Here is a 23,990-nt window from a genome sequence, read left to right on the forward strand (position 1 = left end):
ACGACTCGCCGATGAAGAACATCAACGAGATCAAGGACAAGGTGATGAGCGTGGGCCTGATAGGCAGCGGCACCGCGCAGTCGGCGACGACGCTCTACCGCCTCATGTTCGGCCAGCCCATTCCCGAACAGAACGCGCAGCACCTGAGCAATGAAGACGCGCTTGCGGCGCTCATCGTCAAGAAGATCGATGTGGCGATCATCGTCGCCGGGCAACCCGCCAAGCTCTTTACCGACATGAACCCCGAACTGCTGCAGCAGATCCGCTTCCTGCGCGTCGACCCCAACGCCCCCGAAACGGCGCGCGCGAAGCAAACCTACTATCCGGCGACCATTCACGTGTCGAGCTACCCGAACTGGCTGAAGGAGGACGTGCCGACCTGGACGGTGAAAGCCTTTCTCGTCACCTACGACTACAACCTGCGCGATACGGTCGGCAACCTGAAGCGCTTTGCCGATTCGCTCTGCACGAACTTCGACAACCTGCAGGAGCACGGCCATCCGAAGTGGAAGCAGGTGAAGCTTGAACTACCCAGCCTCGGCAAAGGCTGGCAATACTATCAGCCCGTCGAGCGGCGTCTGAAGGCGTGTTTCGCGCATCGCGCCGCAATGCAGACCTCAAAAGGCCCGGCCACGGCACAAGGCGGCACACCCGCTCCAAGAGCCGACGGGCGGCCATGCTCGGATCAGGAGCGCTTGCTCCTGCTTTGCAAGTAAGCCCGCGAGTCAGCCGCCAGGCCATCCGGCTCGCGAACGCGATCCCCAAAGCGCGTAATCGGCGCGCCAGTCCGGCCTTCCAACGCCAGTGCGGCGTGGAGGCCGGTCCCCTTGCGCGCGCATGCAATCTCTCCTGGTATCTGCTTTCAGGATGTCCTAATGTCGATGGGTGCCGCGATGCCGGCACGTCGAAACGGCCGTCCCGATGCAGTGCGTCCTACCCTAACAACAAACAAGGAACCACCCATGAGAGATACCCCGTTCGCAATCCGGCGTAAAACGGCGCGGCTCAGTGCCGCGGTCGCCCTGGCAGGCGCGGCGCTTTTGCCGGGCGCACACGCTAGCGGAAACAACAGCGGCCACACAGCATTCAACAGACTGCCGCCGTTCGTCGTGGCGAGCAGTCTGCAAACCACGACCTACGACGGCGTCAGCGACGATCTGCTGACCGCCGGCCTCGGCAAAAGCGGGCTTGCCGGCGCGCAACCGGCCATCGCGAATCCCGCGGCTCCGACGGCAGCGGAATTGCGCAGGCTCGCGATCTGGGCGAACTATCGCGCGCTCGTCGACATCAGTGCGAACGGCGGCTATGGCCGCTTCTGGGGGCCTAACGTCGATCTCTACGGCAACGACACGCTGGGCGAAGGCAAGATCGCCGGCACCGAATACCTCGCGTTTGCCGACGACGGCAGCGGCCGCCAGAACGTCAGCCTGCTCGTGCAGGTGCCAACCAGTTTCGATCCGGCGAACCCGTGCATCGTGACAGCCACGTCGTCGGGCTCGCGCGGCGTGTACGGCGCGATCTCGGCGGCCGGCGAGTGGGGACTCAAGCGCGGCTGCGCGGTGGCCTATACCGACAAAGGCACGGGCAACGGCGCGGAGGAACTGATGAGCGGCCTCGTTACGCTGATCGATGGCCGCACGGCCGACGCCGCAGCGGCGGGACGCACGAGCATTTTCACCGCGAACGTGCCCGCGGGAGCGCTCGCCGCGTACAACCAGAAGTTTCCGAACCGCTATGCGTTCAAGCATGCGCATTCCCAGTTGAATCCCGAAGCGGACTGGGGCAAGGACACCCTCGAGGCCGTCCAGTTCGCATACTGGGTGCTCAACCAGCAGTTCGGGCCGCGCGTCGACGCATCGAATCACGGCGTGCGCTACGCACCCGGCGACATCACGACGATCGCGGCTTCCGTGAGCAACGGCGGCGGCGCGTCGCTCGCGGCAGCCGAAGAGGACACGGGCAAGTGGATCACGGCGGTCGTCGTCGGGGAACCGCAGATCAATGTGCGCATGCCCGGCGACGCGCAAGTCAGGGAAGGCGGTCAGCGTATTGCCGCAGCCGGCAAGCCGCTCGCCGACTACATGACGCTCGCAAACCTGCTGCAACCGTGCGCCGCACTCGCCGACGCCGCCGCTGGCGCGCCTTATCTCACGGCGCTGCCCGTGGCGACCACCACCGCGATTCGTCAGGCGCGCTGCACGTCGCTCGCGGCGGCAGGCTACATACACGGCGGCGATACGCAGGCGCAGGCAAACGACGCGCTCGCCCGCCTGCACGAAGCCGGCTACGAAGCGGACTCCGATCTGCTGCACGCGCCGATGTGGGATTCGCAGGCCGTGCCGGCCGTAGCGGTGACCTACGCCGATGCCTACACGCGCTCAAGCGTGCTGGACAACCTGTGCGGCTTCAACTTCGGCACGACGAACGCCGCGACGGGCGCGGCCGGCGTTGCACCGGCCGTCTCGCCCATGCTCACGATCTTCGGCGTGGGTAACGGCGTGCCGCCGACCAATGGCGTCAATCTCGTCTACAACGTCACGCCGCCGGGCGGCGCCGACCATCGGCTCGCCACGCCGGACGCGAGCTTCGCGGGCGCGGCCTGTGTGCGCGCGTTGTGGACGAAGGGCGATCCGCGCATGCGCCAAAGCGTTCAGGCGATCAGCGTCAATGCGAACCTGCACGGCAAGCCTGCGATCATCGTGCAAGGCCGCAGCGACGCGCTCGTGCCGATCAACCATGCTTCGCGCGCGTATCTCGCGGCAAACAGCGAACGAGAAGGCTCGCGCAGCCACTTGTCGCTCTACGAAGTGATGAACGGGCAGCACTTCGATGCCTTCCTCGCCGTGCCGGGCTTCGATACGCACTTCGTGCCGGTCCACTACTACAACATCGCCGCGCTCAATCTGATGTGGAGTCACCTGAAGAACGGCACGCCGCTGCCGCCGTCGCAGGTCATCCGCACGATTGCGCGCGGCGGCAGTCCGGGCGCCGCACCGCCGCTGGGACTCGCTAACCTGCCGGCCATCGTGGAGAACCCGGGCAGCAATGCGATTCGCGCGAACGATGGCGTCGTGAACGTGCCGCATTGAGGCACGACGAAGGTGGGCGCGGCGCCCGCATCACACGAGCAGTTGCCGCGCCAGCACTTCCCGCGCCTGGGTCACGGTGTCCCCTTCGCCGGGATGAGGCGGCATGAGCGAGAACACGGCGTCGGGCAAGGTGGGCAACCGGTGCTTCGGGCCGAGACGCACGAGGCCCTCGCCGATCGCGGACGCGCACAGGCACCCGACGCCGAGGCCGGCTGCGAGCATGGACTGCAGCCCCGCCACGCCCGACGCGCTGTGGACGAGCACGTAGGGTAGGTCGTTTTCTTCGAGAGAGCGCACCGCGACCTGGTGCATCATGCAGTCGCCCGGCAGCAGCACGAGCGGCAGCGCTTGCGGCAACTGCTCGGCGAGCATGGGCGACGCGACCCAGTGGAGCGGCTCGCGCATCAACTCCCAGCGCGTGTCCGCGTCGTCGGCGGCGGGCCGGAACGGGCCGCTCGACAGGTGCATGACCACGCCGAGATCGATCTGCCGCTTCGCGTAGGCCACCTCGATGTCGGCGCTCTTCATCGCGCTCACGTGCAAGCTCAGTTGCGGATAGCAGTCGCGCAGCCGCACGAGCAAACCCGCCACCTCGTTGGTGCGGAAGTACTCGGTAATCGCAACGCGCAGCTCGCCCTTGATCGCCTGGCCGCGCACCTCGTCGAACGCGGCTTCGTTGAGCGCCACGAGACGCCGCGCGTGCTCGAGCAGCCGCGTGCCCGCGGGCGTAAGCTCGACGCCGCGCTTGCTGCGCACGAACAGCGGCACGCCCGCGCGCACCTCGAGCTTGCGCACCTGCTCGCTGATCGTCGATTGCGAAAGATGCAGCAGCGGCACCGCCGCCGAAAGGCTGCCCACGTTCGCCACCGCCGCGAACGTCTTCAACTGGTCGAATTCGAAACCGCGCATGGCATTTCACATCCATCGAATAACTCGATAGATGGTACCACTTATTCCCGCTTTTCCGTTTCTTCGAGCGCCGTCAGAATGTCGATTCGATAGCCAGGCGGCGCGCCCATGGCGCTGCAGCCTGAGCGCAATCCAGCCCTTTATTGCTGAGCACACTCATGTCTGACAATACGTACGCGGCCTGCGCCGTGGCGCCCCGCGCGGCTGCCGAAGCCGGCCACAGCCATCACGGCTGGGCGCTGGTCGTTTTGCTGGTGGGCGCGATCCTGCCGCCGCTCGACTACTTCATCGTCAACCTGGCGCTGCCCGCGATCCGCGACGGACTCGGGGCGAACGCGTCCGAACTCCAGCTGGTCGTCTCGGCCTACGCGTGCGCGAACGCCGTCATGCTGATCACCGGCGGGCGGCTCGGCGACCTGTACGGGCGCAAGCGCATCTTCATGATCGGCATGGCGGGCTTCGTCGTCGCCTCCACGTTCTGCGGCCTCGCCACCAGCGGCGCGGCGCTCGTGGCCAGCCGCATCCTGCAAGGCCTGTTTGCGGCGACCCTCGCGCCGCAGGTGCTCGCCACCATCCGCAGCGTCTTCACGCCGCACGAGCAGGTGCGCGTGATGAGCCTCTATGCATTCGTGTTCGGCGTGGCGGCGGTGATCGGCCAGCTTGGCGGCGGCGCGCTCATCAGCCTGCACCCGTTCGGTCTGGGCTGGCGCGCGATCTTTCTCGTCAACCTGCCTATCGGCGTGTTCGCGCTCATCGGCAGCTGGCGCTTCATTCCGGAAAGCCGGCCGCCGCGCGGCAAGCGCATCGACGTGCCGGGCACCGTGCTGCTTTCGCTGTTTCTGCTGATGCTCGTTTATCCGCTCACGCGCGGGCGCGAGTCCGGCTGGCCGTTGTGGATGCTCGCCTGCCTCATCGGTTCGCTCCCCGTGCTGGGCCTGCTGCTGCGCGTGGAGTGGCGCAGCCTCGCGGGCGGCCGGGATCCCCTGCTCGACGTGCGGCTCTTCCGCAATCCGGTCATCGCGCTCGGCCTCGTGCTGGCGTTCCTGTTCTATACGATGAGCGCGTTTTTCCTGACCTATGGCATCTATCTGCAAGGCGGCCTGCACTGGACGCCGCTCGCATCGGGACTCGCGATCCTGCCGTTCGGCCTCGGGTTTCTTTCGAGCCCGCTGCTGATGCCGCGCCTCGTGCACCGGTTTGGCGGCTATCGCGTGCTCACGCTGGGCTTCGTGCTGCTCGCGCTTGGGCTCACCGTTGCGGCTGCGCTCGCGGGCGTGGCGCAGCCCGGCGCTGGCTTCTATCTGGGCCTCGCCGCAATCGGCATCGGCCAGGGGCTCGTTCTGCCCTCCGTCGTGCGCATCGTGCTTGCCGAAGTGGCGCCCGAGCACGCGGGCATTGCCTCGGGCATGGTCACGGCAACGCTGCAGATTGGCGCCGCCGTTGGCGCGGCCACGCTAGGCGGCCTGTTCTTCTCGAAGCTCGGCGCGGCGCCCGGCATGCTCGACTACGCGCATGCGTTCAGGACGACGATGTTTTCGCTCGTCGCGATTCTGCTGCCTTGCGCGCTGCTTTCTACCGCGCTCGGACCGCTGCATCGGCGCATGCATGTCACGCATGTCACCGAGGCAAGCGGTCCGGTCACACGGTAATTTGCTCTGGAGTCCTCGCGATCAGAAGTCGATCTGCGCGGAGAGCAGCACGGTGCGCGGCGCGGACGTCGTGAGGTAGGAGCCCTGCTGGATCCAGTAGCGGCTGCCGAACAGGTTCTCCAGGTTCGCCCGGAACACCACGCTCTTTTGGGCAATTCGCGTGCTGTATCGTGCGCCGATGTCGTAGCGCGTCCACGATGGCAAGCGCAGCGTGTTGGCGGCGTCGTAATACTGAGCGCCCGTGTGGATGATGCGGCCGTTGACACTCAGGCCCTGCACCCACGGCAAGTCGTAGTCCGCGCCGAGATTGAACGCGAAGTTCGGCACGCCCACCGGCTCGTTGCCGTCGGTCGCTCCGCCAGCGGTGTTGCGCAGCTTCGCGTCGTAGAACGTCGCGCTCGCCATCAACCGCAGATGGCGAAACGCCTCGCCGTACGCGGCCAGTTCGAGGCCGCGCACGCGCGTTGTGCCATCGTAGCCATAGACGTTCGTCACCGGGTTCGTCACGCCATTGGGCTGCGAAAGCTGGAACACCGAGACCGTGGTCATCACGCGGCCCCAGTCGGCTTTTACGCCTGCCTCGTACTGGTTCGACTTGTACGGCGCGAACGCCTGGCCCGCGTTCGCGGTGCCGATCGGCGCCGTGCTGCCGTTCGTGAGACCCGACGTGAAGTTGCCGTAGACAGAGATGTTCGACCACGGCTTGAAGACGATGCCCGCGAGCGGCGAGATCGCCTGCTTTACATACGTATCGGTGCGCGCGCCTGTCGTCGTGTCGTAATCGTCCACGCCGATGACCTGACGCCGGAAGCCGCCCGTCAGCAGCAGGCGGTCGTTCCAGAACGACATCGTGTCGATCAGCTGCTGGCTGTCGAGGCGCGTGTGGTTCGAGCGCTGGGCGTCGCCGCGCGCGGTCGTCATGGCCGGAAGCGGCGTGGGATTGTAGAGATTCGAGGCCACCGACGAATCGGAGAGCGCATAGAAATAGCCCTGTTCCTCGTTTAACGACGTTGCGCCCGCAACCAGTGTGTGCTTCACGCCGAACGTGTCGAAGTGCAGACGCACGCCCGCGTCGACGGTGCGCGTGCGGTTGTACGCGTCGTAGTACCCGTTCATCACATTGAAGTCGCCCGCGGCGGTCATGCCGCTCGCCCACGGGAAATTCTGCTGCGACGTGCCGTAATGCTCGCCCGCCGCGCCATACACGGTCAGGTATTGGTTGACGTCGTACTCGAGCCGCGTGGTGACCGCCGAATCGCGCAGCCTGAGCTTCGAGCCGGGATAAAAGTTGGTCCACGACGACGGCGCCGCCGGCACCGCCGTAGCCGTGCCGAGGCCGATCTGCGGGCGGAATTCGTCGGTATTCTCGGAGATGTTGTACGCATCGAACGACCAGCGCAGCTTCTCGCCGCGGTAGTCGAGCGCAACGGCGCCATTGCCCTGGCTCTGGTTGCCGTGCGCGATGCCCGTTTGCCCGTCCTTGTACTGGCCGTTCACGCGGATGCCCCACTGGCCATCGCTGCCGAAGCGGCGGCCCACGTCCGCCTGCACGCCGAACTGCCCCTTCGACTGGTACAGCGCCGTGAGGCGCGTGAGCGGCTCGTCGTCGGCGCGCTTGGTGACGATATTGATCGCGCCGCCAATGCTCCCCGAAGGCCCCATGCCGTACATGAGCGAACCCGGACCCTGAAGCACTTCGACGCGCTCCATGAGGTTGACCGGCATGCGGCTCGCCGAGACCATGCCGTAAAGCCCGTTGAGCGCCACGTCCGTTGCCTGAACGTCGAAGCCGCGAATCTGGAACACGTCGCCAAAGCCGCCGCTGCTCTGCTCGGCGCGCACCGAGGCGTTGTTCACCACGACGTCGGCAAGCGTGCGCGCCTGCGTGTCCAGCATCATCTGCTCGGTGTAGTTCGTGGTGCTGAACGGCTGATCCATCACGTTCGCCGTACCGAGCACGCCGATGCTGCCGCCCCGCGCCACCTGCCCGCCCGCGTAAGCGGCCGGCAGCTCGCCCGGCATGGCCGTGGCCTTGACGGACACCGCAGGCAGAACGCTGCCTTGCTGCTTCGTGTCGGCCGCCTTCGTGTCGGTCGTCGTATTGGCGGCCTGGCTGGCGTCGGCTGGTGTGGCCGGCGCACTCTGTGCGCACGCAACCGATGGCGCGATGGCGGTGGCCAGCAATCCCATCAGCAGTCGTTCGACCGTCCAGGAGATGGCGGTGCGCCGGAATGGCCTTGGTGTGTTTTCCCGTTCAAGCATATGGCTGTCGTTGTTGTTCGAAGAGGTGCTGCCTGCGGCGGCATTGATAATGATATTGCGAATCATTATCAATTGTAATGTAAACCTTTGCTTAAACAAAACGAAATCGCGGATTTTTCTGGGGACGTTGCGTGGACAACGGCTAACGGGGTTGCCTGCCGCTTTTCAGGACGTGGGCCACAAAGCATCGAGGCCGCTTCCCTGCGGAAGCGGCCTCGATGTACGGGGGAACGGGAACGCCGGCGACGAGGCCGCTACTCCGCCGTCCTAATGGGCGACGGCCTTTACGGTCAACGCGTTGTTCACCGACAACACGCCGGCCACGCCTTGTGCGGCCTGCGCGGCGGCGTCCACCTGGCCCTGCTCGGGCACCGAGCCAAGCAACGTCACCACGCCGTTGCGCGCGCGGACGGTCAGGTTGGTCACGTCCACCGCCTTGTCCTTGCCGAGCGCCTTGCGCACAGCCTTTTCAAGCATGTGGTCCGCCTTGCGGGCGGCTTTGGCCGATGATGCGGCGGCCACTGGAACCGAGGAATCGGCGGGCTGGGCCTGCGCATTGAACGCGGCCAACGCCGTCATCGTGCCGACAATGATGGCGAATTTTTTCAATGCCATGGTTGCGTTGCTCCGATCAGAAGGTCGTTCGAATGCCGACGTTCGCGCCGACCGTCGTGCCTGGCGGCAGGCCGAGGCCTTCGGCGGCCAATCCGAGACCTTGCAGCCCCCCCACTCCGCTGCCGCCGCTCTCCACCGTCAGCCCCGAACCGAGGCAAACACCGTTGTGCGCGCAAGTGTTGTTCACAAGGCCGACCTGCGCATACAGCGACGTGCGCTTCGAGAGGAAGAATTGCGAACCGATTGCGCCCATCACCGAATGACCGCCGGCGTTCACGCGGTCCTGCTGGTAGTACACGCCGGCGTTCAGATCGAGATACGGCAGCGGGAAATAGTCGAAGCCGCCGCTATAGATGTTCACACTGGTATTGGTCGAATACATCAGCGCCGGATTCACCGAAACCGGCACGTTATTCGCCTTGAAGTTGGCGAACGCAGCCTTGGCAATCAGGCCGCCGAATTTGTAGCTCATCCCCGCGGTATAGGCGCGGACGTTGATGGGATAGAGTTCGCCAACGCTCGCGAGCGCACTGTCAGCCGCGTTGTTCGTGCTGATGTACGCCGCCGCGGCGAGGAATGTGCCGTTGGTGTAGCGCGCGCTGACCGACCATGCACGGCCGGTCTGGAAGGAACCGGCGACGCCGCCGAGCGCGTACAGCCCGGCCGCCTGGAACCCGCCGATGTCGGGCGACGTATACGACACCGCATTCGGCATGAAGACCGCGGCGATCAGACTGTTATCGCTGACGGGCGTGAGAATGCTGCCGAATTCACCGGCGCCGCGCGGATCGAGAGCGTAAATGATGTTGAAGAATGGCGAGATCTGCAGGCCGGCCTTGACCGTACCGAAGCCGCCCGACAATCCGACCTCGGCGATACGATTGAACAGCCCGTTGTTGCCGCCCGGGTTATCGAAGCCCCCATTGGCAAGATTGATACCGCTTTCGAGCTTGAATTCCGCCTTGAGGCCGCCGCCCAGATCTTCCTTGCCGCTCAAACCAAACAGCGAAGGCGAATAGCCCGCGTTCGTGAGCTGGAACACGTGGCCCGTGCCTGTGCTGCTGCCGTTGAATTCCGGTGTCGAATGACTTAGATACATCACGCCGACATCGGCGATACCGTACAGCGTCACGCTCCCGTCCGCGTTCGCCGCGCTCGCCGCACAGAGCGCCGCGGCGGCCGCACATGTCTTGAGCAGCCATTTCCGTTGCTTCGCCATCTTCATGAGTCTCCTGTCTTTAGAGATGGTTTTTAAAATAGTTATGCGTTGTCTTGCTGACGATTCTTCCGTTCAATTCATTTCGGATTACAAATCATTTGGCATTCAAGTCGCGATGAAACCCCGGTGCTTTCCATCGCCGCTACGCCGCTTGAATGAAAGCGTGCTTCGTCTCTAGCCGGTCACGTCCGAATTGCTTTCGCAAAGCCCGGCAACGGCCTGCGAGGCAACCACGCGCATCTGCCCGAAAATCAGCCCCTTCCATTCGTCGTTGTCGCAGTAGAAGGCGTCCTTCAGGTTTTGCCGGATCTGCGCGGCGCTGGCCGCCTCGCAGTCCGGATGACGATGCAGCCAGTGATCGGCGCGCAGCGCCTGCAATACGTGCAGGGGTTCGTAAGTGCCGAATTCGAGACCCAGGGTCGTCTTTTCGACGCCCGGGAATTCGTCGTACGAAAACGTGATGATCGGGCCTTGCACATCGGCCGAAATCGAACCGGGTTCATGGATCGGCTTCACGTCGTTGCCCCACCAGCGGCGCGCTCTTTCCAGTTCGGCGCGATCTGTGCTCATGAAGATCTTTTCGCCGTGGCCATACGGGCCCAGCCCCGTGTGAAGATCGATCCACGCAAGGCGACGATAGCCGCTCGCGTGCGCGCGCAGGATCGAGTGGACGGCCCGCGTGCTCCAGCTCGTTTGCGCTCCGCCGTAGAACATCCCGTCTGGTACCGCGTACTGCCCCTTCGACACCGTCTCGCGCAACGCCGCTTCGCCGTGCGCCTGGATGTAGGCCCCGAGAGCGGCCTGATTGGCCGCGTCAGGCGGCCAAACCTCCGGCAGCAGCAAAGGATCGAGCGTGACGTATCCGGGATTCGAACCGGCCAGCGCCGCATGGTCCGCGCTATTGCGATTCAGATCGACGTTGTTTTCGTTCACCCGGCGCAGATGCGCGAAACCATACGGGTTGACGCCGTGAATCATCAACAGCGCGACGCCGCGCCGCTTCGCTTCGGCAAGGAAGGCCGCGTCGTCGAGCAGTCCGACCTGACAACCCGATCCGCAGAAACCCTCAACCCCATGCGTGCCCGACGTGATGATGAGCAACGCACGTGCGCCGGCAGGCGCGTGAATCGCGAGGTCGATCGACAAGCTCCCTCCATCGGGGCCGACAGCCGTGGGGTGCGCGACCTGCCTCAGTTCGAACCCGCCAGCACGCGCCGCTTGCGTGAATCGCTCGCGTGCCTGCGCATAGGAAGCGGAGAAATATTTTTTTATTACCATGCAGTGACCCCGATGAGATGCACGCGAGGCGTGCGTTCGGCCACAATGATCATGACTAACGCACCGGTGCACAAGGCAATAAAAAAACGGCCTTGATAACGCTTTTTTATCCCCTGGAGCAGAATGAAACTTCGTCAATTGCGGGTATTCCTCAGTGTCGCCGAGCAAGGCAGCTTGCATGGCGCCGCGCGCGCACTGCGTTTGACGCAACCCGCCGTCACAGTGACGATCCGCGAACTGGAAAGAACGCTGGGCGTGCCGCTTGTCGTGCGTTCGGTCAACGGCATTGCGCTCACCGAATACGGCGTCGTGTTTCAGCGCCGCGCACGCATGCTGGTCAACGACGTGCGGCACATTCATGAAGAACTGTCGACCATGCTCAATGGCGCGGGCGGAGAGGTCGCCGTGTCGGTGTCATCGGCCGTGGCGTGTGCTTTGCTGCCCCAGGCGTTTGGGCAGTTTCGCACGCAAAATCCCGATACCTCAGTAACCGTACGCGAACTGGCGCTGCCCACCGCGCTCAACGCACTGCGCGACGGCGACACCGATTTCGCGGTCATCACGGCGGTCGCAGACACGCAATGGCCTGATTTCGTCGAGCAGCGAAAGATCATGTCCATGCCGTTGCTGGTCGTGGCGCGCCAGGGCCATCCACTCGCGCATGCCCGCTCGATGTCGATGCTGCACGCAGCGGAATGGCTCGTGCCTTGCGAGCCCGGCGATCAGATCGACAAGGGGTTCAGCGCCTATTTCCACTCGCTGGGTCTGTCCGCGCCGAGCCGGATCATGCGCTGTCAGGCATTGGCGCCGTCCGTCGCCTTGATCGCGAAGACCGATGTGATTTGCGTGGCCACGCTGCCGACGTTCGAACTCGAGATGAAGCGCCGCAGGATCCGCGAAGTGAAGATCCACGAGCAGTTTCCCGACATGGACGTCTACGTCGTACAAAGGCGGGAGCGGCCGCTCACCACGGCGGCCGCGCGCTTTCTCGCCTGCGTCGAGCAAGCCGCCATGCAGTGAAGCGTTTGCCGTTACATCGGATACCTAACGATATCTCGCGAATCACCGCACCTGGTCGCCCATGGGAGGAAACACATTCCAGTAGCCGTCGTCGTGCTGAAAGAAGAACAGCGCGTGAAATCCCGTTGTCTGGCGCGTCTCCACGCACACATAGCGCGCCCTGCCTGAAGGGGTATGGCCAAACGCGGTGACGTGCACCGGCGTGGTAGGTGCGAGCCATTTTTCGACCTGATAACGCAGTGACTGCGTCTTCGTGCGTCTCATCTGGTCCTCCCAGACATCGGTTGGTTTTGCGGCCTTCTCGCCGGATTCGGCGACAACACCCTGCGCAAACCGGACGCTCCTGGTGCATGGCGCAATGCTTACCGCGCCGCATCAAGCGCTTGAGAAAGCACTTTAACTATAGCCAGAAAAGTCTTTCGCAAACTCGATTTCAGCAAGATAGCAACAAAACAACGGAAACCCGGAAGCATACACAGGGCCGCATCAGGCAGCGTTAGCTGGTGCACTGCACCAAACTGTGGCTCGTTAATGGATTTGTAAGCCTGGTATTGCAGGTGAAAGACGCAGCCCCTGCGCCGCGCCCCACGCACCCGCGGCACACACAATCGCCCCCACGAAAACAACGAGCCACAAATAAACTCCGCGAGGCCGATAGCGTTGCGGCAACACGGTGACGCTGAGTGCGACGAGCAACCCGAGGACGAGCGGCAACATCAACGCATTGATCACCTGCGCCGCGACGTTCAGGGAAACGAGATCGGGCGCGAGCCAGACCGCCCACGCACTGCCGGCTACGGCCAGCGCATACGCGCCATAAAACCAGGGCGCACGGTCGGGACGGTCCTCCAGCGACGCCCTGTACCCGAACACATCGCCAAGCCCCCATGCCAGCGCGAGAGAACTCACGATGGCCGCCACCAGCGCCGCGCCGAGCACGCCCACGCCAAACAGCAGGCGGCCTGCCAACGGCCCCGTAACGGCAACGAGCGCATTGCTGATTTCGCCAATGCTGTCGAGCGAGCGCGGCTCACCATGCGCCGACAACGTTGCGGCCGCAGCGACGAGCACCGCTGCCGTGAGCCATTGCGTGAGGACGGCACCGACTGCCGTCTCGACCCGCGCCGACGTGAAGTCCTTTTCCGTGAGGCTGTCCGCGACCGCCGCCTGCTGATAGAACACCATCCATGGATTGAACGTCGCGCCAATGAGCGCCGCGGCGAGATAACCGGCTTGCCGGCCGCCGGCTGCCAGGTGAGTCATCTGCGGGACCATGACCTGAAGCTGGTGGCGCGCACTCCATGCGACGGCGAAAAACGTGAGATCGAATGCGCCAATGGCAATGGCGATCCGGTCTACGCGCTTGTGCGAGCCCGTGAGCACAATGCCAGTCAACAGGATAACGGCGAGCGGCAGCGTGACGGAACGCGATACGCCGTACATCTCCCCCACACCAGCGACGCCAGTAAACTCCGTGACGAGCGACCCCAGCACGGCGACGACCAGACCCGCTGCGGCCAGCGACGCCCAAACCAGGCCGAAGCGCGAGCGGATGAGTTCGCCATATCCGCGCCCGGTGAAAATGCCGAGACGTACGGTCAGTTCCTGGACCATGTAGAGCAACGGGACGAGCGCGAGCAGCACGGGCAAGAGCCGCAGCCCCGTTTGCGCGCCCGCCTGTGCGGCGGTCACGACGTTACCGGCGTCGCAGTCGGCCAGCATCACGAGAAGCCCAGGGCCCCATAGGGCGAGCCGGCGCAGTCCTCGCGAAACGGTTTCCTTGAGCGTCGGGAGACGGGTCATGCGTTCTGAAAGGATGCGCCTGTAGTATCTGTCGAGCGATTGTAGCGTGCGAGTCAAGACGCGCTGTCCCGAGGGACGTTGAATTTCATTTTCCTTACCTATGGCCTTTATATCAGCGCGTTCCGCCAATCACACGACAGACGTTCCGCCCGCCCTCATCCTCGGCGCCATAGGCGTGGTGTTCGGCGACATCGGAACCAGCCCGCTCTACACATTGCGCGAATGCCTGAAAGCCGCCGGCGGAATAAGCCAGGCCAACGTATTCGGTATCGTGTCGCTGATCCTCTGGTCGATCATCATCGTCGTGACGCTCAAGTACGTGAGCTTCGTGATGCGTGCGGACAATGACGGCGAAGGCGGCATTCTGGCGCTTACGGCGTTAGCCGCTCGCGTGGCGCCCGTGCGGCTGCGCACCGTGCTCCTGACACTCGGCGTTTTCGGCGCCGCGATGTTTTACGGCGACTCGATGATCACACCGGCGATTTCGGTCATCTCGGCAGTGGAAGGCGTCGAACTCGTGGATCCCCACCTCGCCACGTGGATCGTGCCCATTGCACTCGTTATCCTGACCGGCCTGTTCAAGCTTCAAAAGCACGGCACAGCCACGGTCGGAAAAGTTTTTGGACCGGTCATGATCGTTTGGTTCTTGACCCTTGCCGTACTCGGTGTTTTTCATATCGCACACAACCCCGGCATATTGCGCGGCGCATTGCCCTCTTATGCATTGAGCTTCGTTGCGCACGCACCTGGTACGGCGTTCGTCGTACTCGGCTCCGTGTTCCTCGCCTTGACGGGGGGCGAAGCGCTCTATGCGGACATGGGGCACTTCGGCAAGACACCCATCCGGCTCGCGTGGCTGCTGCTCGTGCTGCCAAGCCTCATTCTCAACTACTTCGGCCAGGCCGCGCTCGTGCTCGCGACGCCTTCCGCGCTCACGCAGCCGTTCTTTTCCCTCGCGCCGGGCTGGGCACTGCTTCCGCTGGTGCTGCTGGCTACGGCGGCGACGATCATCGCGTCGCAGGCCGTCATTTCCGGCGCGTTTTCCATGACGAAGCAGGCCGTCCAGCTGGGCCTGCTGCCGCGCATTCCGGTCATACATACGTCGACGCACGAAGTGGGTCAGGTCTACGTCCCGTTCATCAACATATCGCTCTATGCGGCGGTCGTATTCCTCGTGGTGTTCTTCCGGTCATCGGACAATCTCGCGGCCGCTTATGGCATTGCCGTTGCCTCGACGATGCTGCTGACAACGCTGCTCATGTACTTCATTACCCACTGCCTGTGGAACTGGAAGCCGGCCGCAACGGCGGCTGTGATCGGGCCGCTGGCCATTGTGGATGCGGTATTCGTTGCGAGCAACGCGAGCAAGGTCCTCGATGGCGGATGGTTTCCGCTGCTGGCAGGCGGCGTGCTGTTCACCGTCATGACGACATGGCATCGCGGGCGGGAGTTGGTCGTCGAGCGTGTGAAAAGCGACAACCTGCCCTTACCGGCATTCATCCAGTCGCTGTGCGCGGGATCGCACCCGCCTCCCCGCGTGAACGGAACGGCTGTGTTTCCCGGCGGAGTGCCCGGCATGACGCCGAGCGCGTTCATGCACAATCTCAAGCATAACGGCGTGATGCACGACACCAATATCTTTCTGGCCGGCACGACCGAGAATGTTCCGCATGTGCCCGAAAGCGAGAAAGTCTCAGTGAGCGATCTCGGGCACGGATGCTACGCGGTTGCGGCGCGCCATGGCTTCATGGAAATGCCCAACGTCCCCGCACTCCTTCTGCTCGTGCAAAAACAGATACCTGCATGGCAGTACGAACCCGCAGCCACATCGTTCTTCCTCGCCCGCGACACGATCCTCGCAACCGCACAGAGCAAAGGCATGTCGTTATGGCGTGAAAAGCTGTTCGCGTTCATGGCGCGCAACGCGGCGCAAGCGGCCGAGTATTACAGCCTGCCCGCGAACCGGGTGGTCGAGATGGGCGGACAGATCAACCTATAAGGCACGTAATCGGGCGCATCGCTGGAGAAAGACAACGCATGACGAATGACGCCTGTCGGTGGCCATCCGGCGCGCGTCATTCGTTCGATTGCGTCATAGCCGCGCGCCGCTCTGTTCGAGCCGCGCTGTTGACGTCACTGTTGACGTCACGCAGCAGACGGGCCCGATGACCGGATGGCAATACGCCGGTGGTGGACGGCGAGCGCCGCCTCGCCGCCGCTCGTGGCGTGAAAGAGTCCAAGCTGTTCGAACTCCTCTTCCTGCAGCGGCGTGATGGCGATATCCGTGTAGGCGTAGCGATCCGGCGCCTTCATGACCTTCCTGAGGGTAGCCTCTGTCCTGAGGTAGAAGCGCAGATACCTTGTCAGCTTGACAGCGGTCTCACTCCAGTAGCGCGGATAGAAGCGCAACGGCGATTCGACCGGCAGCCCCCAACGGCGGTCACGGCGGTGTTTCATGCGCAGAGCGCCCCCTTCGAGCGGATGCACACCCTCGTGTTCAATCATCAGTCTGAACCAGGCGATGGTGCGCATGATCGTCTTCGGCCGGCCGTTCGGGATCTGCGCTGCCCGCTTGACGATCGTGCGGATGTGCTCGTACGAATAGAACGCACTCCACGCGCACCGATACGCTTCTTCCCATTCAGCGTCCGACATTTTCGGGTGGTGCGTGACCCGGTGGTTGGTGTCGTATTTGTTGATGTCCGGGTCCATCCACTCGCCGTTTCGAACCATCGTTTGATGATCTTCGGAGCCCGGAAGCGGAGTCAGCATGAAGAATTCGAGAATGTCGATTGGCAATTCACGCTTGATGATTTCGATGTCACGCAGGATCGATTCTTTCGTGTCCGCAGGGAATCCGATGATATAGCCGGCGTAAGTAATCGCACCGTGGACGCGCCACTGCTGCAGCATGGCGCGGTATTCGGTGATCTTGTTCTGCCGCTTCTTCGCCGCGATCAGATTCTCGGGATTGATATTCTCCAGCCCGATGAACACGCGACGCACACCCGCGCGCGTTGCTTTCTCGATGAAACCTGGAATCTTGTGACAGAGCGTGTCGACCTGGATCGTGAAGCCGCAGTGAATGCCTTCCTTTTCCCGAAGTTCGATGACGCGGTCGAGAAGGATTTCCCAGTCGTGGTTGCGGGCGAAATTATCATCCGTGACGAAGAACCGGTCGATGCCCTGCTTCGCGTTCTCGCGGATGATCTTCTCGAGATCGTCAGGGGTGCGAAAGCGGCTCTTGTGGCCTTGCACGTTGATGATCGTACAAAACGAGCACTGATACGGGCAACCACGACCGAGGTCCACCGAGGTATAGGTCCCCGCCGTGCGTTCGATATGCTTGCGCGGCAAGAAGGGCTGGGGAGCGCCTTCGAGCGACGGTAAGTCGTTCATGAAATTATACAAAGGCTTCATTGCATCATTCCACGCGTCGAGCAGGACCTCGTCGAAACGCCGCTCCTCGGCCTCTCCAGCGAAGAGTGCCACGCCCATTGCTTGCGCTTGCGTAAGCTCAGCGGGCATGTCGGGCAGCATGGAGATGCAGCCAGAAACGTGGAAACCACCGATCGCAACCGGCAAGCCTGCATCACGGAACTGGCGGGCGAGGTCGAGTGCTCGCGGGTACTGGTTCGACTGGACACCGACCAGACCAATCAACGATCTCCCGCCTTTTGCCTTCAGGTCACGAATGATGCGCGCCGGCCACACCCGCTGGTTGGTTTCGTCGCATGTCTCGATGTCGAAATGGACGCCAGGGCCCAGCAGCGCTCGCTTTCGCGCGTCATCAGCAAGCGCATACATACACGCGAGTGTATTGGAAGGCATGACCGAGCGGAGCCACTGGATCGGGTAGCCGTCGTCGTCGTAATGGGTCGGCTTGATGAGGACAAGGGTGAATCGGCAGCTGTCAGAAGTCGAGTAGATCGCGTCCATGGTCTGCTCTGTAGCCCTGTCTGGAAGTCACAAAACCGTGAAGGTCGTCCGTCTTCAGAAAATCTGAGTCGGATCGCAAACTGGCAAACAGCACAACAACCCGCATCCTACCTGTCTGGCCGCCCTTTGTGTTTACAATTCCGCAGACGCGGGATTACGAGGATTGCGATCCTGTTGGGGCCGACAAGAACGACGACACGGCCGGCTACGCCATCAGCCCGCGCATGCACAAATGCATCGAGCATGTCTTCGGCTGGAGCACGACGCCGCCCGACATCCATTCGACACGAGCCAAACCGAAGCGGCGACTCTCTGGAAAGAGCGTGCCGCGCATCGCCTGGCCGCGCGAACACACTCGCGCAACTATGAATAGCTCAATTGCTTGTTTGTGGTGAGAGAACCGATCGGCAAGAATGCTCCTGCCAAATTTTGGTCAGGATCACGATATGTCGAACGCGCCCAGCCTTCAACCCGATTGCGCCACGCTCGTCGAAGCATACGACCGGCCTGGCATTCGCCAGTTTCATACGGTCTGCAACGGCTCGACGCGGTTTGCGGCACGGGCCGCCTGACCGAATCCGCGGCAGAGCGCGTGGGCGCATTGAACCCTTGCAGCCCATTCCGTAGCGAATGCCAACCACGATTCGAGGAGCACACATGAGTGCAGCACCGCGACGCCCTGGGCAATTGAGCCTCGGCGCCTTCCTGATGGAAACGGGCCACCATATCGCCGCGTGGCGCCATCCCGACGCACACGCAGCCGGCGGCCTCGATTTCGCGCACTACGCCGAACTGGCGCAAACGGCCGAGCGCGCCAAATTCGATGCGATCTTTTTCGCCGATAGCGTGAGCGTGCGCGACACCCATGTACCCTCGCTCTCGCGCACCGCGCGCGCCGATCATTTCGAGCCGATCACGCTGCTTTCCGCGCTGTCGGTCGTGACGAAACACATCGGGCTCATCGCCACGGTGTCGACTTCGTTCAATGAGCCCTACAACGTGGCCCGCAAATTCGCCTCGCTCGACTATCTGAGCGGCGGACGCTCGGGCTGGAATCTCGTGACTTCGAGCACCGAAACCGAAGCGCACAACTTCAGCCTCGACAAGCATCTCGATCACGCCGTGCGCTACGAGCGCGCGAAAGAGTTCTACGACGTGGTCTCCGGCCTTTGGGATAGCTGGGAAGACGACGCCTTTATCCGCGACAAGGCGAGCGGCATCTACTTCGACCCGCAGAAACTGCACACGCTCGACTATCGCGGCAAGCATTTCAAGGTGCGCGGACCGCTGAACGTCGCGCGTTCGCCGCAAGGCTGGCCGGTTGTGGTGCAAGCGGGCGCTTCCGAAGCCGGCAGGGAACTCGCGGCGCAGACCGCCGAAGTGATCTTCGTTGCGCATCAAACGCTAGATGAGGCGAAGCAGTTTTATCGCGACGTGAAGGGGCGGCTCGCGCGTTATGGCCGCCGCCCCGAACATCTCAAGATCATGCCGGGCATTTTCCCCGTGATCGGCCGCACGCAGGAAGAAGCGCAGGAGAAGTTCGATGCGTTGCAGGCGCTCATCCATCCGAGCGTGGGACTTCAACTGCTCTCGAACATGTCGGGCGGTCTCGACCTCTCGCAGTACCCCGTGGATGGTCCCGTGCCCGACCTGCCGGAAACCAACGGCGGCAAGAGCCGTCAACGCTTGCTGCTCGACCTCGCGCGGCGCGACAACCTCACCATCCGCGATCTTTATCTGCGCATTGCGGGGGCGCGCGGGCATCAACAGGTGATCGGCACGCCACAAAGCATTGCCGATCAGCTTCAGCAATGGTACGAGGAGGAAGGCGCCGACGGCTTCAATATCATGTCGCCGTGGCTGCCGGGCGGCCTGAATGAATTCGCGCAGTACGTGGTGCCCGAATTGCAGCGGCGCGGACTCTTTCGCACCGAATATAAGGGGCGCACCTTGCGCGAGCATCTTGGCTTGCCGCGCCCCGTTAACCGCTTCGCCACGCAACAGGAAGACGCGTTGCGCGTGGCTTCCTGATTGTGCTCATCGAAGCGCAACGCCTGGGCGTTGCGCTTCGTGCAGCGTTCTTCTGAAACACACTTTAGCTCCTTTGCACAAGCCTATTTGCGCGTGCCAATCGGCCTGGCGACAGGCATGACATGACTCGGACTCGTGTGCGTTGTCGCTGGAGCCGCCGCAATCACTTTGCCATCGGTCAGCCAATGCCGCGCGACGGGCCACAGGCTGCGTTCGAATCGCGAGTGAAAAAATGCGAAGTGCCCGATGCTGCGCTCGCCAACTGAAGCGGGCGTGATGCGTAGATGCGTCGAGTCGCTATGCGTGAAGTATCGCAGCGTGCGTTCGATCGCCCGGACCGTGCCGAACGGGTCATCCGGGAAACTGACGGCAAGAATGGGCGCATGCAGACCGCCAAAACGGGCGACGATTTCGGCGCGCTCTTGCGACGTGCGCGCGAGCGATCCCTTACGAAGCGTATCTTCAAAGCGTGCGCGGCCCCGGCTCCAGATGTTCACAACGCCGCGCGGCGTGTCCTCCATCCATCCGAACCACGATGCGGGGAAATAGCCCTTCAGGCAGGTCAAAGCGGGCATGACGACGTGCCATTTCCAGAGCATTAGCGGCATGCTGCGCGGCGCGTAGTCGCGCCAATACGCGTATTGCGTGCCGACGGTGAAGACACGGCGCACAAGGTGATTCGAGGGCGCAAGCCCGATCAGGAAGCCGCCTATGCTATGGCCCACGACATCGACTGGCTGCCCGGGGAACGTGCTGCGCACGTAACGCAGCACCGCTTCGCAATCGCGTTCGCCCCACTCCAGCCAGCTTGCATCGAGCGTTGCGAGCGCAACGGGCTGTGAAGCGCCAATGCCGCGGTAGTCGTAGACCAGCACGTCGAAGCCCTGCTGGTGCAGCCACGCACCGAAGCGGAAATAGTAATGGCAGCGCACCGACGTGGCCGAATTGACGATGACGACGGGACGCGACCCGTCGGCGCTCAGCCGCGCGTGGCGTCGCCACACATAAGCGCGGAGCACAAAGCCATCTGCGGCGGTGATGGCGACAGCGAGAGGACGTGTCTCGCCCGGATCGGCTGAATGCATGAACGTGCTCCATGAAGTAAGCGGAGCATCGATTTCACTTGACCTTGCGCGCCGGCTCAATCAATCTTTCAGCAGCTTTCGCATGAGGAATACGCATGTCAGTGCCGCTCGTGAAACTCCCTCCCCTCGACCTCATTCGCGGTTTCGTGGCGGTCGGCCGGCGCATGAGCATCACGCTCGCCGCCGACGACCTGTGCGTGACGCAATCCGCCGTGAGCCGCCAGATCGCTGCGCTCGAAGCAGCGCTGGGCGTGCGCCTCTTCAACCGTGGCTATCGTTCGATCTCGCTCACGCCGGAGGGCGAGAGCCTGCTGCGCGTTTCGGACAGCGCGGTACAGCAGATGCAGGAGATCGTCGGCGCGCTCGCCACGCCGCAAACACGCCAGCCGGTGACGATCACCGCCAGCATCGGGATTGCCGGCCTTTGGCTGCTGCCGCGTATCGGCGAGTTGCAACGTCTGCTTCCCGAGATCGATCTGCGCATCGCGACATCCGAGAAGGTGCTCGATCTGCGCGCCGAAGGCATCGATCTCGCGTTGCGCTACGCACCCGCGCGCATCGCGCCCGAGGCGTCGAGTCGCGCGGTGCATCTGTACGACGAATACGTACTGCCGGTCGCGCATCCGTCGTTGAACGTCAAGAAGCTCGACGCGGCCACGCTCGCGCGCCACGTGCTGCTCGAGTTCGAAGGGGCGCGCCGCCCGATGCTTCGCTGGACGGACCACCTCGCCGCGCGCGGCCTCGACAGCGCACCGCTACGCGGCGTGCTGCGTTTCAACCAGTACGATCAGGTCATTCAGGCCGCCATTGCCGCCCGGGGCATCGCGCTCGGGCGGCTCGCGCTCGTTCAGCCGCTGCTTGCCGACGGCAGGCTCGCCGCCATCGGCAATGCGCGCGCCGTGGGCCCGACCGGCTACGCCTACTGGCTGCATCAGGCCGACGAAACCCCGCGCGACGACGTGCGCGCCGTCATCGACTGGATCGTCGAACAGGCTCGCCAAAGCCACATCGCATGAGTGCGCCGCATGCGAAGCGTGCGAAAAACTTGCTTGAGCCGGCTCGCCTTCCCGCGCTCTACTAGGCGCAACGCTGCGCAACAGCGAAGCGCCCAGTGCGAGGAGGCGAACGATGACCGGAATAAACGATGCATGGCGCCGCCGCTGGCTGCTCGTGATTGCAGGTGGCGTGGTGATGGGCGCGGCGCTGGGCGTGCGCAACGTGCAAGGGCTTTTTCTGATGCCCGTCACGCTAGATCGCGGCTGGTCGCGTGAGACGTTCGGCCTCGCGCTAGCGCTGCAAAACTTGCTGTGGGGCATTGCGCAGCCGCTCACCGGCATGATCTCCGACCGCTTCGGCTCCGCGCGTGTGATTTTCGCGGGCGCCCTGCTCTACGCGCTCGGCCTTGCGATGATGGCGCTGAGCGCAACGCCGGGTGTCTACACGTTCGGCGTGGGCGTGGTGCTCGGCGTTGCCTTGTCCGGAACGGCGTTCGGCGCGGTCTACGGCGCGCTTTCCCGGCTTTTCGCAGCCGATCAGCGCAGTTGGGCGCTGAGCGTAGCGGGCATGTTCGGCGGCCTTGGCCAGTTCTGCGTCGTGCCGCTCACACAAGGGATGATCGGCAGATTCGGCTGGGTCACGGCCATTCTCGTGCTTGCCGCCGTGATGCTCGCAAGCGCACCGCTCGCAGCGTGGCTGCGCGATCGGCCGATGGCGCGCAGCGGCGCCGCCGATTCGCACGACACGCTGCGCCGCGCGATGAGAGAGGCGTTTGCGCACCGCGGTTTCTGGCTGCTCAATCTGGGCTTCTTGTCGTGTGGCTTCCAGCTCGCGTTCATCGGCGCGCACCTCCCCGCTTATTTGCTGGACAAAGGCATGAGCGCACGCGAAGCGAGCCTCGCGCTCGCACTGATCGCGCTCGCCAACACGGCGGGCACGTTTCTATGCGGCTACGCAGGCGGCTTTCTGCGCCGCAAATATCTGCTCTCGGGAATCTACTTCGCGCGCGCGGCTGTGATGGTGCTGTTCCTCGCCTTGCCACTCTCGGCTCTCACGCTTTATGTGTTTGCGTTCGCGATGGGCTTCATGTGGCTTGGCACCGTACCGCTGACGAGCGGGATCGTTTCGCAGATGTTCGGCGTGCGCTACATCTCGACGCTCTTCGGCTTCGTGTTTCTCGGGCATCAGATCGGCAGTTTCTTCGGGGTCTGGCTCGGCGGCGTGGTATTCGACGCGACACACAGCTACGACTTGCTTTGGCAAGGCTCGATTGCGCTCGGCATCCTGGCCGGCGTCATGCACTTGCCGATCGACGACGAGCGGGTCGTGCCTCGCGTCATGATCGCGGGTCAACCTTCGTGAGCGGCAGGTTGGTCATGCGCGCCATGGAGGTCATGCTGGCCGTTCCATTCGTAGCGCTAATTATCTGGTCGCTGGTCGAATATCTGTCACCTGCGACGATGCTTGCCTTGCTCACTGGCGCCACATTTTGCCGATGACGGGCGGCGGCCCGCGCATTACTTGATCATCTGAAGTATGTCGCGGAATCGCGGGTGCTGGCTCGAGCGCAACCACTCGAACGCGACCATCTCGACCGTCGCCACGTCCGCGCCCGCTTTATTCAGCCGTGTAATTGCCGCCTCTTTATCGACGATTTTGCGCGACCCCATCGCATCGATAGCGAGCGTGACCGATAGCCCGCCTTGCAGCAGACCAATCGCCGTTTGCAGCACACAGACATGCGCTTCGCATCCCGCAACGATGATTCGGGTTCGTCCTTTTGGTAATGCGTTTATCAATCCATCAGCTGTCGCGTCAAAATGGTGCTTTGCAACAGTCATTGTGCAAAGGTCCTTTATTTCCTTCGCATTCTCGCCGAGTGAGTCTGGATTTTGCTCTGTCCCGATAACGGGAACATCCAGCTCGCGGGCTATGCGACCGAGGCGAACGGCTTGAGCGCCAACGGATGCGCTTTCGTGAATCGCTGGCATCAGTCTCGTTTGCAAGTCGATCAGAACTACGATCGATTCGGAATGGCTATGCAGCATTGCAAGTCCTTCTGGAAAATTGCGCTCCGCACAATGGCAGCTGTCAG

Annotated in this window: 19 protein-coding genes; 9 read left to right on the forward strand and 10 right to left on the reverse strand. The window is 63.3% G+C overall.

The window, feature by feature from the left end:
• Together U5A57_RS14220 and U5A57_RS14225 are read left to right on the forward strand one after the other, a co-directional pair.
• A partial coding sequence (locus U5A57_RS14220) for a TAXI family TRAP transporter solute-binding subunit (protein WP_321911802.1) occupies nucleotides 1-716 on the forward strand: 716 nt, incomplete at its 5' end.
• Nucleotides 717-962: 246 nt separating this feature from the next.
• Nucleotides 963-3,089: a D-(-)-3-hydroxybutyrate oligomer hydrolase gene (locus U5A57_RS14225; RefSeq protein WP_321911804.1), complete on the forward strand. Its 2,127-nt coding sequence runs from the start codon at nucleotides 963-965 to the stop codon at nucleotides 3,087-3,089.
• A gap of 30 nt (nucleotides 3,090-3,119) precedes the next feature.
• Here the strand turns inward: U5A57_RS14225 and U5A57_RS14230 are convergent, their stop codons facing one another.
• Nucleotides 3,120-3,998 carry a LysR family transcriptional regulator gene (locus U5A57_RS14230; RefSeq protein WP_321911806.1) on the reverse strand — a complete coding sequence of 293 codons (879 nt, stop codon included), beginning with the start codon at nucleotides 3,996-3,998 and terminating at the stop codon, nucleotides 3,120-3,122.
• A gap of 158 nt (nucleotides 3,999-4,156) precedes the next feature.
• On the opposite strand from U5A57_RS14230, the gene U5A57_RS14235 reads away from it, so the two are divergent.
• Nucleotides 4,157-5,647, forward strand: a complete 1,491-nt coding sequence (locus U5A57_RS14235; protein WP_321911807.1) for an MFS transporter — start codon at nucleotides 4,157-4,159, stop codon at nucleotides 5,645-5,647.
• Nucleotides 5,648-5,668: 21 nt separating this feature from the next.
• On the opposite strand, the gene U5A57_RS14240 is transcribed toward U5A57_RS14235, so the two are convergent.
• From U5A57_RS14240 to U5A57_RS14255, 4 genes are all read right to left on the reverse strand, one after another.
• Nucleotides 5,669-7,909, reverse strand: a complete 2,241-nt coding sequence (locus U5A57_RS14240) for a TonB-dependent siderophore receptor (RefSeq protein WP_321911809.1) — start codon at nucleotides 7,907-7,909, stop codon at nucleotides 5,669-5,671.
• A gap of 267 nt (nucleotides 7,910-8,176) precedes the next feature.
• Nucleotides 8,177-8,524, reverse strand: a complete 348-nt coding sequence (locus U5A57_RS14245) for a BON domain-containing protein (RefSeq protein ID WP_321911811.1) — start codon at nucleotides 8,522-8,524, stop codon at nucleotides 8,177-8,179.
• A gap of 16 nt (nucleotides 8,525-8,540) precedes the next feature.
• Nucleotides 8,541-9,743, reverse strand: a complete 1,203-nt coding sequence (locus U5A57_RS14250) for a porin (protein WP_321911812.1) — start codon at nucleotides 9,741-9,743, stop codon at nucleotides 8,541-8,543.
• Nucleotides 9,744-9,917: 174 nt separating this feature from the next.
• Nucleotides 9,918-11,021, reverse strand: coding sequence for a M14 family metallopeptidase (locus tag U5A57_RS14255; protein ID WP_321911814.1), 1,104 nt, complete (start codon nucleotides 11,019-11,021; stop codon nucleotides 9,918-9,920).
• A 123-nt stretch (nucleotides 11,022-11,144) separates the two neighbouring features.
• Here U5A57_RS14255 and U5A57_RS14260 point away from each other — a divergent pair, with 123 nt between their 5' ends.
• Entirely contained in the window at nucleotides 11,145-12,041 is an 897-nt protein-coding gene (locus U5A57_RS14260; RefSeq protein WP_321911816.1) for a LysR substrate-binding domain-containing protein, read from the forward strand.
• Nucleotides 12,042-12,083: 42 nt separating this feature from the next.
• On the opposite strand, the gene U5A57_RS14265 is transcribed toward U5A57_RS14260, so the two are convergent.
• Nucleotides 12,084-12,305: a hypothetical protein gene (locus tag U5A57_RS14265; RefSeq protein WP_321911817.1), complete on the reverse strand. Its 222-nt coding sequence runs from the start codon at nucleotides 12,303-12,305 to the stop codon at nucleotides 12,084-12,086.
• 264 nt (nucleotides 12,306-12,569) lie between these two features.
• Complete coding sequence (locus U5A57_RS14270; RefSeq protein WP_321911818.1) at nucleotides 12,570-13,844, reverse strand: NRAMP family divalent metal transporter; 1,275 nt, start codon at nucleotides 13,842-13,844, stop codon at nucleotides 12,570-12,572.
• A 100-nt stretch (nucleotides 13,845-13,944) separates the two neighbouring features.
• Between U5A57_RS14270 and U5A57_RS14275 the strand changes: the two genes are divergently transcribed.
• Nucleotides 13,945-15,843 (forward strand): potassium transporter Kup, encoded by a 1,899-nt coding sequence (locus U5A57_RS14275; protein WP_321911819.1) that lies wholly within the window; start codon nucleotides 13,945-13,947, stop codon nucleotides 15,841-15,843.
• A 146-nt stretch (nucleotides 15,844-15,989) separates the two neighbouring features.
• Here the strand turns inward: U5A57_RS14275 and U5A57_RS14280 are convergent, their stop codons facing one another.
• Nucleotides 15,990-17,783 carry a radical SAM protein gene (locus U5A57_RS14280; RefSeq protein ID WP_321911821.1) on the reverse strand — a complete coding sequence of 598 codons (1,794 nt, stop codon included), beginning with the start codon at nucleotides 17,781-17,783 and terminating at the stop codon, nucleotides 15,990-15,992.
• 446 nt (nucleotides 17,784-18,229) lie between these two features.
• Between U5A57_RS14280 and U5A57_RS14285 the strand changes: the two genes are divergently transcribed.
• Nucleotides 18,230-18,355 (forward strand): hypothetical protein, encoded by a 126-nt coding sequence (locus U5A57_RS14285; protein ID WP_321911823.1) that lies wholly within the window; start codon nucleotides 18,230-18,232, stop codon nucleotides 18,353-18,355.
• 85 nt (nucleotides 18,356-18,440) lie between these two features.
• Entirely contained in the window at nucleotides 18,441-19,814 is a 1,374-nt protein-coding gene (locus U5A57_RS14290) for an LLM class flavin-dependent oxidoreductase (protein WP_321911825.1), read from the forward strand.
• A gap of 83 nt (nucleotides 19,815-19,897) precedes the next feature.
• On the opposite strand, the gene U5A57_RS14295 is transcribed toward U5A57_RS14290, so the two are convergent.
• A complete protein-coding gene (locus U5A57_RS14295) occupies nucleotides 19,898-20,899 on the reverse strand; it encodes an alpha/beta fold hydrolase (RefSeq protein ID WP_321911826.1) in 1,002 nt (333 codons plus the stop codon).
• 95 nt (nucleotides 20,900-20,994) lie between these two features.
• On the opposite strand from U5A57_RS14295, the gene U5A57_RS14300 reads away from it, so the two are divergent.
• Both U5A57_RS14300 and U5A57_RS14305 read left to right on the forward strand, forming a co-directional pair.
• Nucleotides 20,995-21,915: a LysR substrate-binding domain-containing protein gene (locus U5A57_RS14300; protein WP_321911827.1), complete on the forward strand. Its 921-nt coding sequence runs from the start codon at nucleotides 20,995-20,997 to the stop codon at nucleotides 21,913-21,915.
• 112 nt (nucleotides 21,916-22,027) lie between these two features.
• A complete protein-coding gene (locus U5A57_RS14305; protein WP_321911828.1) occupies nucleotides 22,028-23,257 on the forward strand; it encodes an MFS transporter in 1,230 nt (409 codons plus the stop codon).
• A 155-nt stretch (nucleotides 23,258-23,412) separates the two neighbouring features.
• Here the strand turns inward: U5A57_RS14305 and U5A57_RS14310 are convergent, their stop codons facing one another.
• Nucleotides 23,413-23,943, reverse strand: coding sequence for an isochorismatase family protein (locus U5A57_RS14310; RefSeq protein ID WP_321911829.1), 531 nt, complete (start codon nucleotides 23,941-23,943; stop codon nucleotides 23,413-23,415).
• Between the last annotated feature and the right edge of the window lie 47 nt (nucleotides 23,944-23,990).

This window comes from Paraburkholderia sp. J11-2 (genome assembly GCF_905220185.1).
Lineage (GTDB): Bacteria > Pseudomonadota > Gammaproteobacteria > Burkholderiales > Burkholderiaceae > Paraburkholderia.

Excerpts from the sequence above, each read along its gene's own strand:
- U5A57_RS14225 (WP_321911804.1), top strand. The coding sequence starts at position 963 with ATGAGAGATACCCCGTTCGCAATCCGGCGTAAAACGGCGCGGCTCAGT.
- U5A57_RS14230 (WP_321911806.1), bottom strand. The coding sequence starts at position 3,998 with ATGCGCGGTTTCGAATTCGACCAGTTGAAGACGTTCGCGGCGGTGGCG.
- U5A57_RS14235 (WP_321911807.1), top strand. The coding sequence starts at position 4,157 with ATGTCTGACAATACGTACGCGGCCTGCGCCGTGGCGCCCCGCGCGGCT.
- U5A57_RS14240 (WP_321911809.1), bottom strand. The coding sequence starts at position 7,909 with ATGCTTGAACGGGAAAACACACCAAGGCCATTCCGGCGCACCGCCATC.
- U5A57_RS14245 (WP_321911811.1), bottom strand. The coding sequence starts at position 8,524 with ATGGCATTGAAAAAATTCGCCATCATTGTCGGCACGATGACGGCGTTG.
- U5A57_RS14250 (WP_321911812.1), bottom strand. The coding sequence starts at position 9,743 with ATGGCGAAGCAACGGAAATGGCTGCTCAAGACATGTGCGGCCGCCGCG.
- U5A57_RS14255 (WP_321911814.1), bottom strand. The coding sequence starts at position 11,021 with ATGGTAATAAAAAAATATTTCTCCGCTTCCTATGCGCAGGCACGCGAG.
- U5A57_RS14260 (WP_321911816.1), top strand. The coding sequence starts at position 11,145 with ATGAAACTTCGTCAATTGCGGGTATTCCTCAGTGTCGCCGAGCAAGGC.
- U5A57_RS14265 (WP_321911817.1), bottom strand. The coding sequence starts at position 12,305 with ATGAGACGCACGAAGACGCAGTCACTGCGTTATCAGGTCGAAAAATGG.
- U5A57_RS14270 (WP_321911818.1), bottom strand. The coding sequence starts at position 13,844 with ATGACCCGTCTCCCGACGCTCAAGGAAACCGTTTCGCGAGGACTGCGC.
- U5A57_RS14275 (WP_321911819.1), top strand. The coding sequence starts at position 13,945 with ATGGCCTTTATATCAGCGCGTTCCGCCAATCACACGACAGACGTTCCG.
- U5A57_RS14280 (WP_321911821.1), bottom strand. The coding sequence starts at position 17,783 with ATGGACGCGATCTACTCGACTTCTGACAGCTGCCGATTCACCCTTGTC.
- U5A57_RS14285 (WP_321911823.1), top strand. The coding sequence starts at position 18,230 with ATGTCGAACGCGCCCAGCCTTCAACCCGATTGCGCCACGCTCGTCGAA.
- U5A57_RS14290 (WP_321911825.1), top strand. The coding sequence starts at position 18,441 with ATGAGTGCAGCACCGCGACGCCCTGGGCAATTGAGCCTCGGCGCCTTC.
- U5A57_RS14295 (WP_321911826.1), bottom strand. The coding sequence starts at position 20,899 with ATGCATTCAGCCGATCCGGGCGAGACACGTCCTCTCGCTGTCGCCATC.
- U5A57_RS14300 (WP_321911827.1), top strand. The coding sequence starts at position 20,995 with ATGTCAGTGCCGCTCGTGAAACTCCCTCCCCTCGACCTCATTCGCGGT.
- U5A57_RS14305 (WP_321911828.1), top strand. The coding sequence starts at position 22,028 with ATGACCGGAATAAACGATGCATGGCGCCGCCGCTGGCTGCTCGTGATT.
- U5A57_RS14310 (WP_321911829.1), bottom strand. The coding sequence starts at position 23,943 with ATGCTGCATAGCCATTCCGAATCGATCGTAGTTCTGATCGACTTGCAA.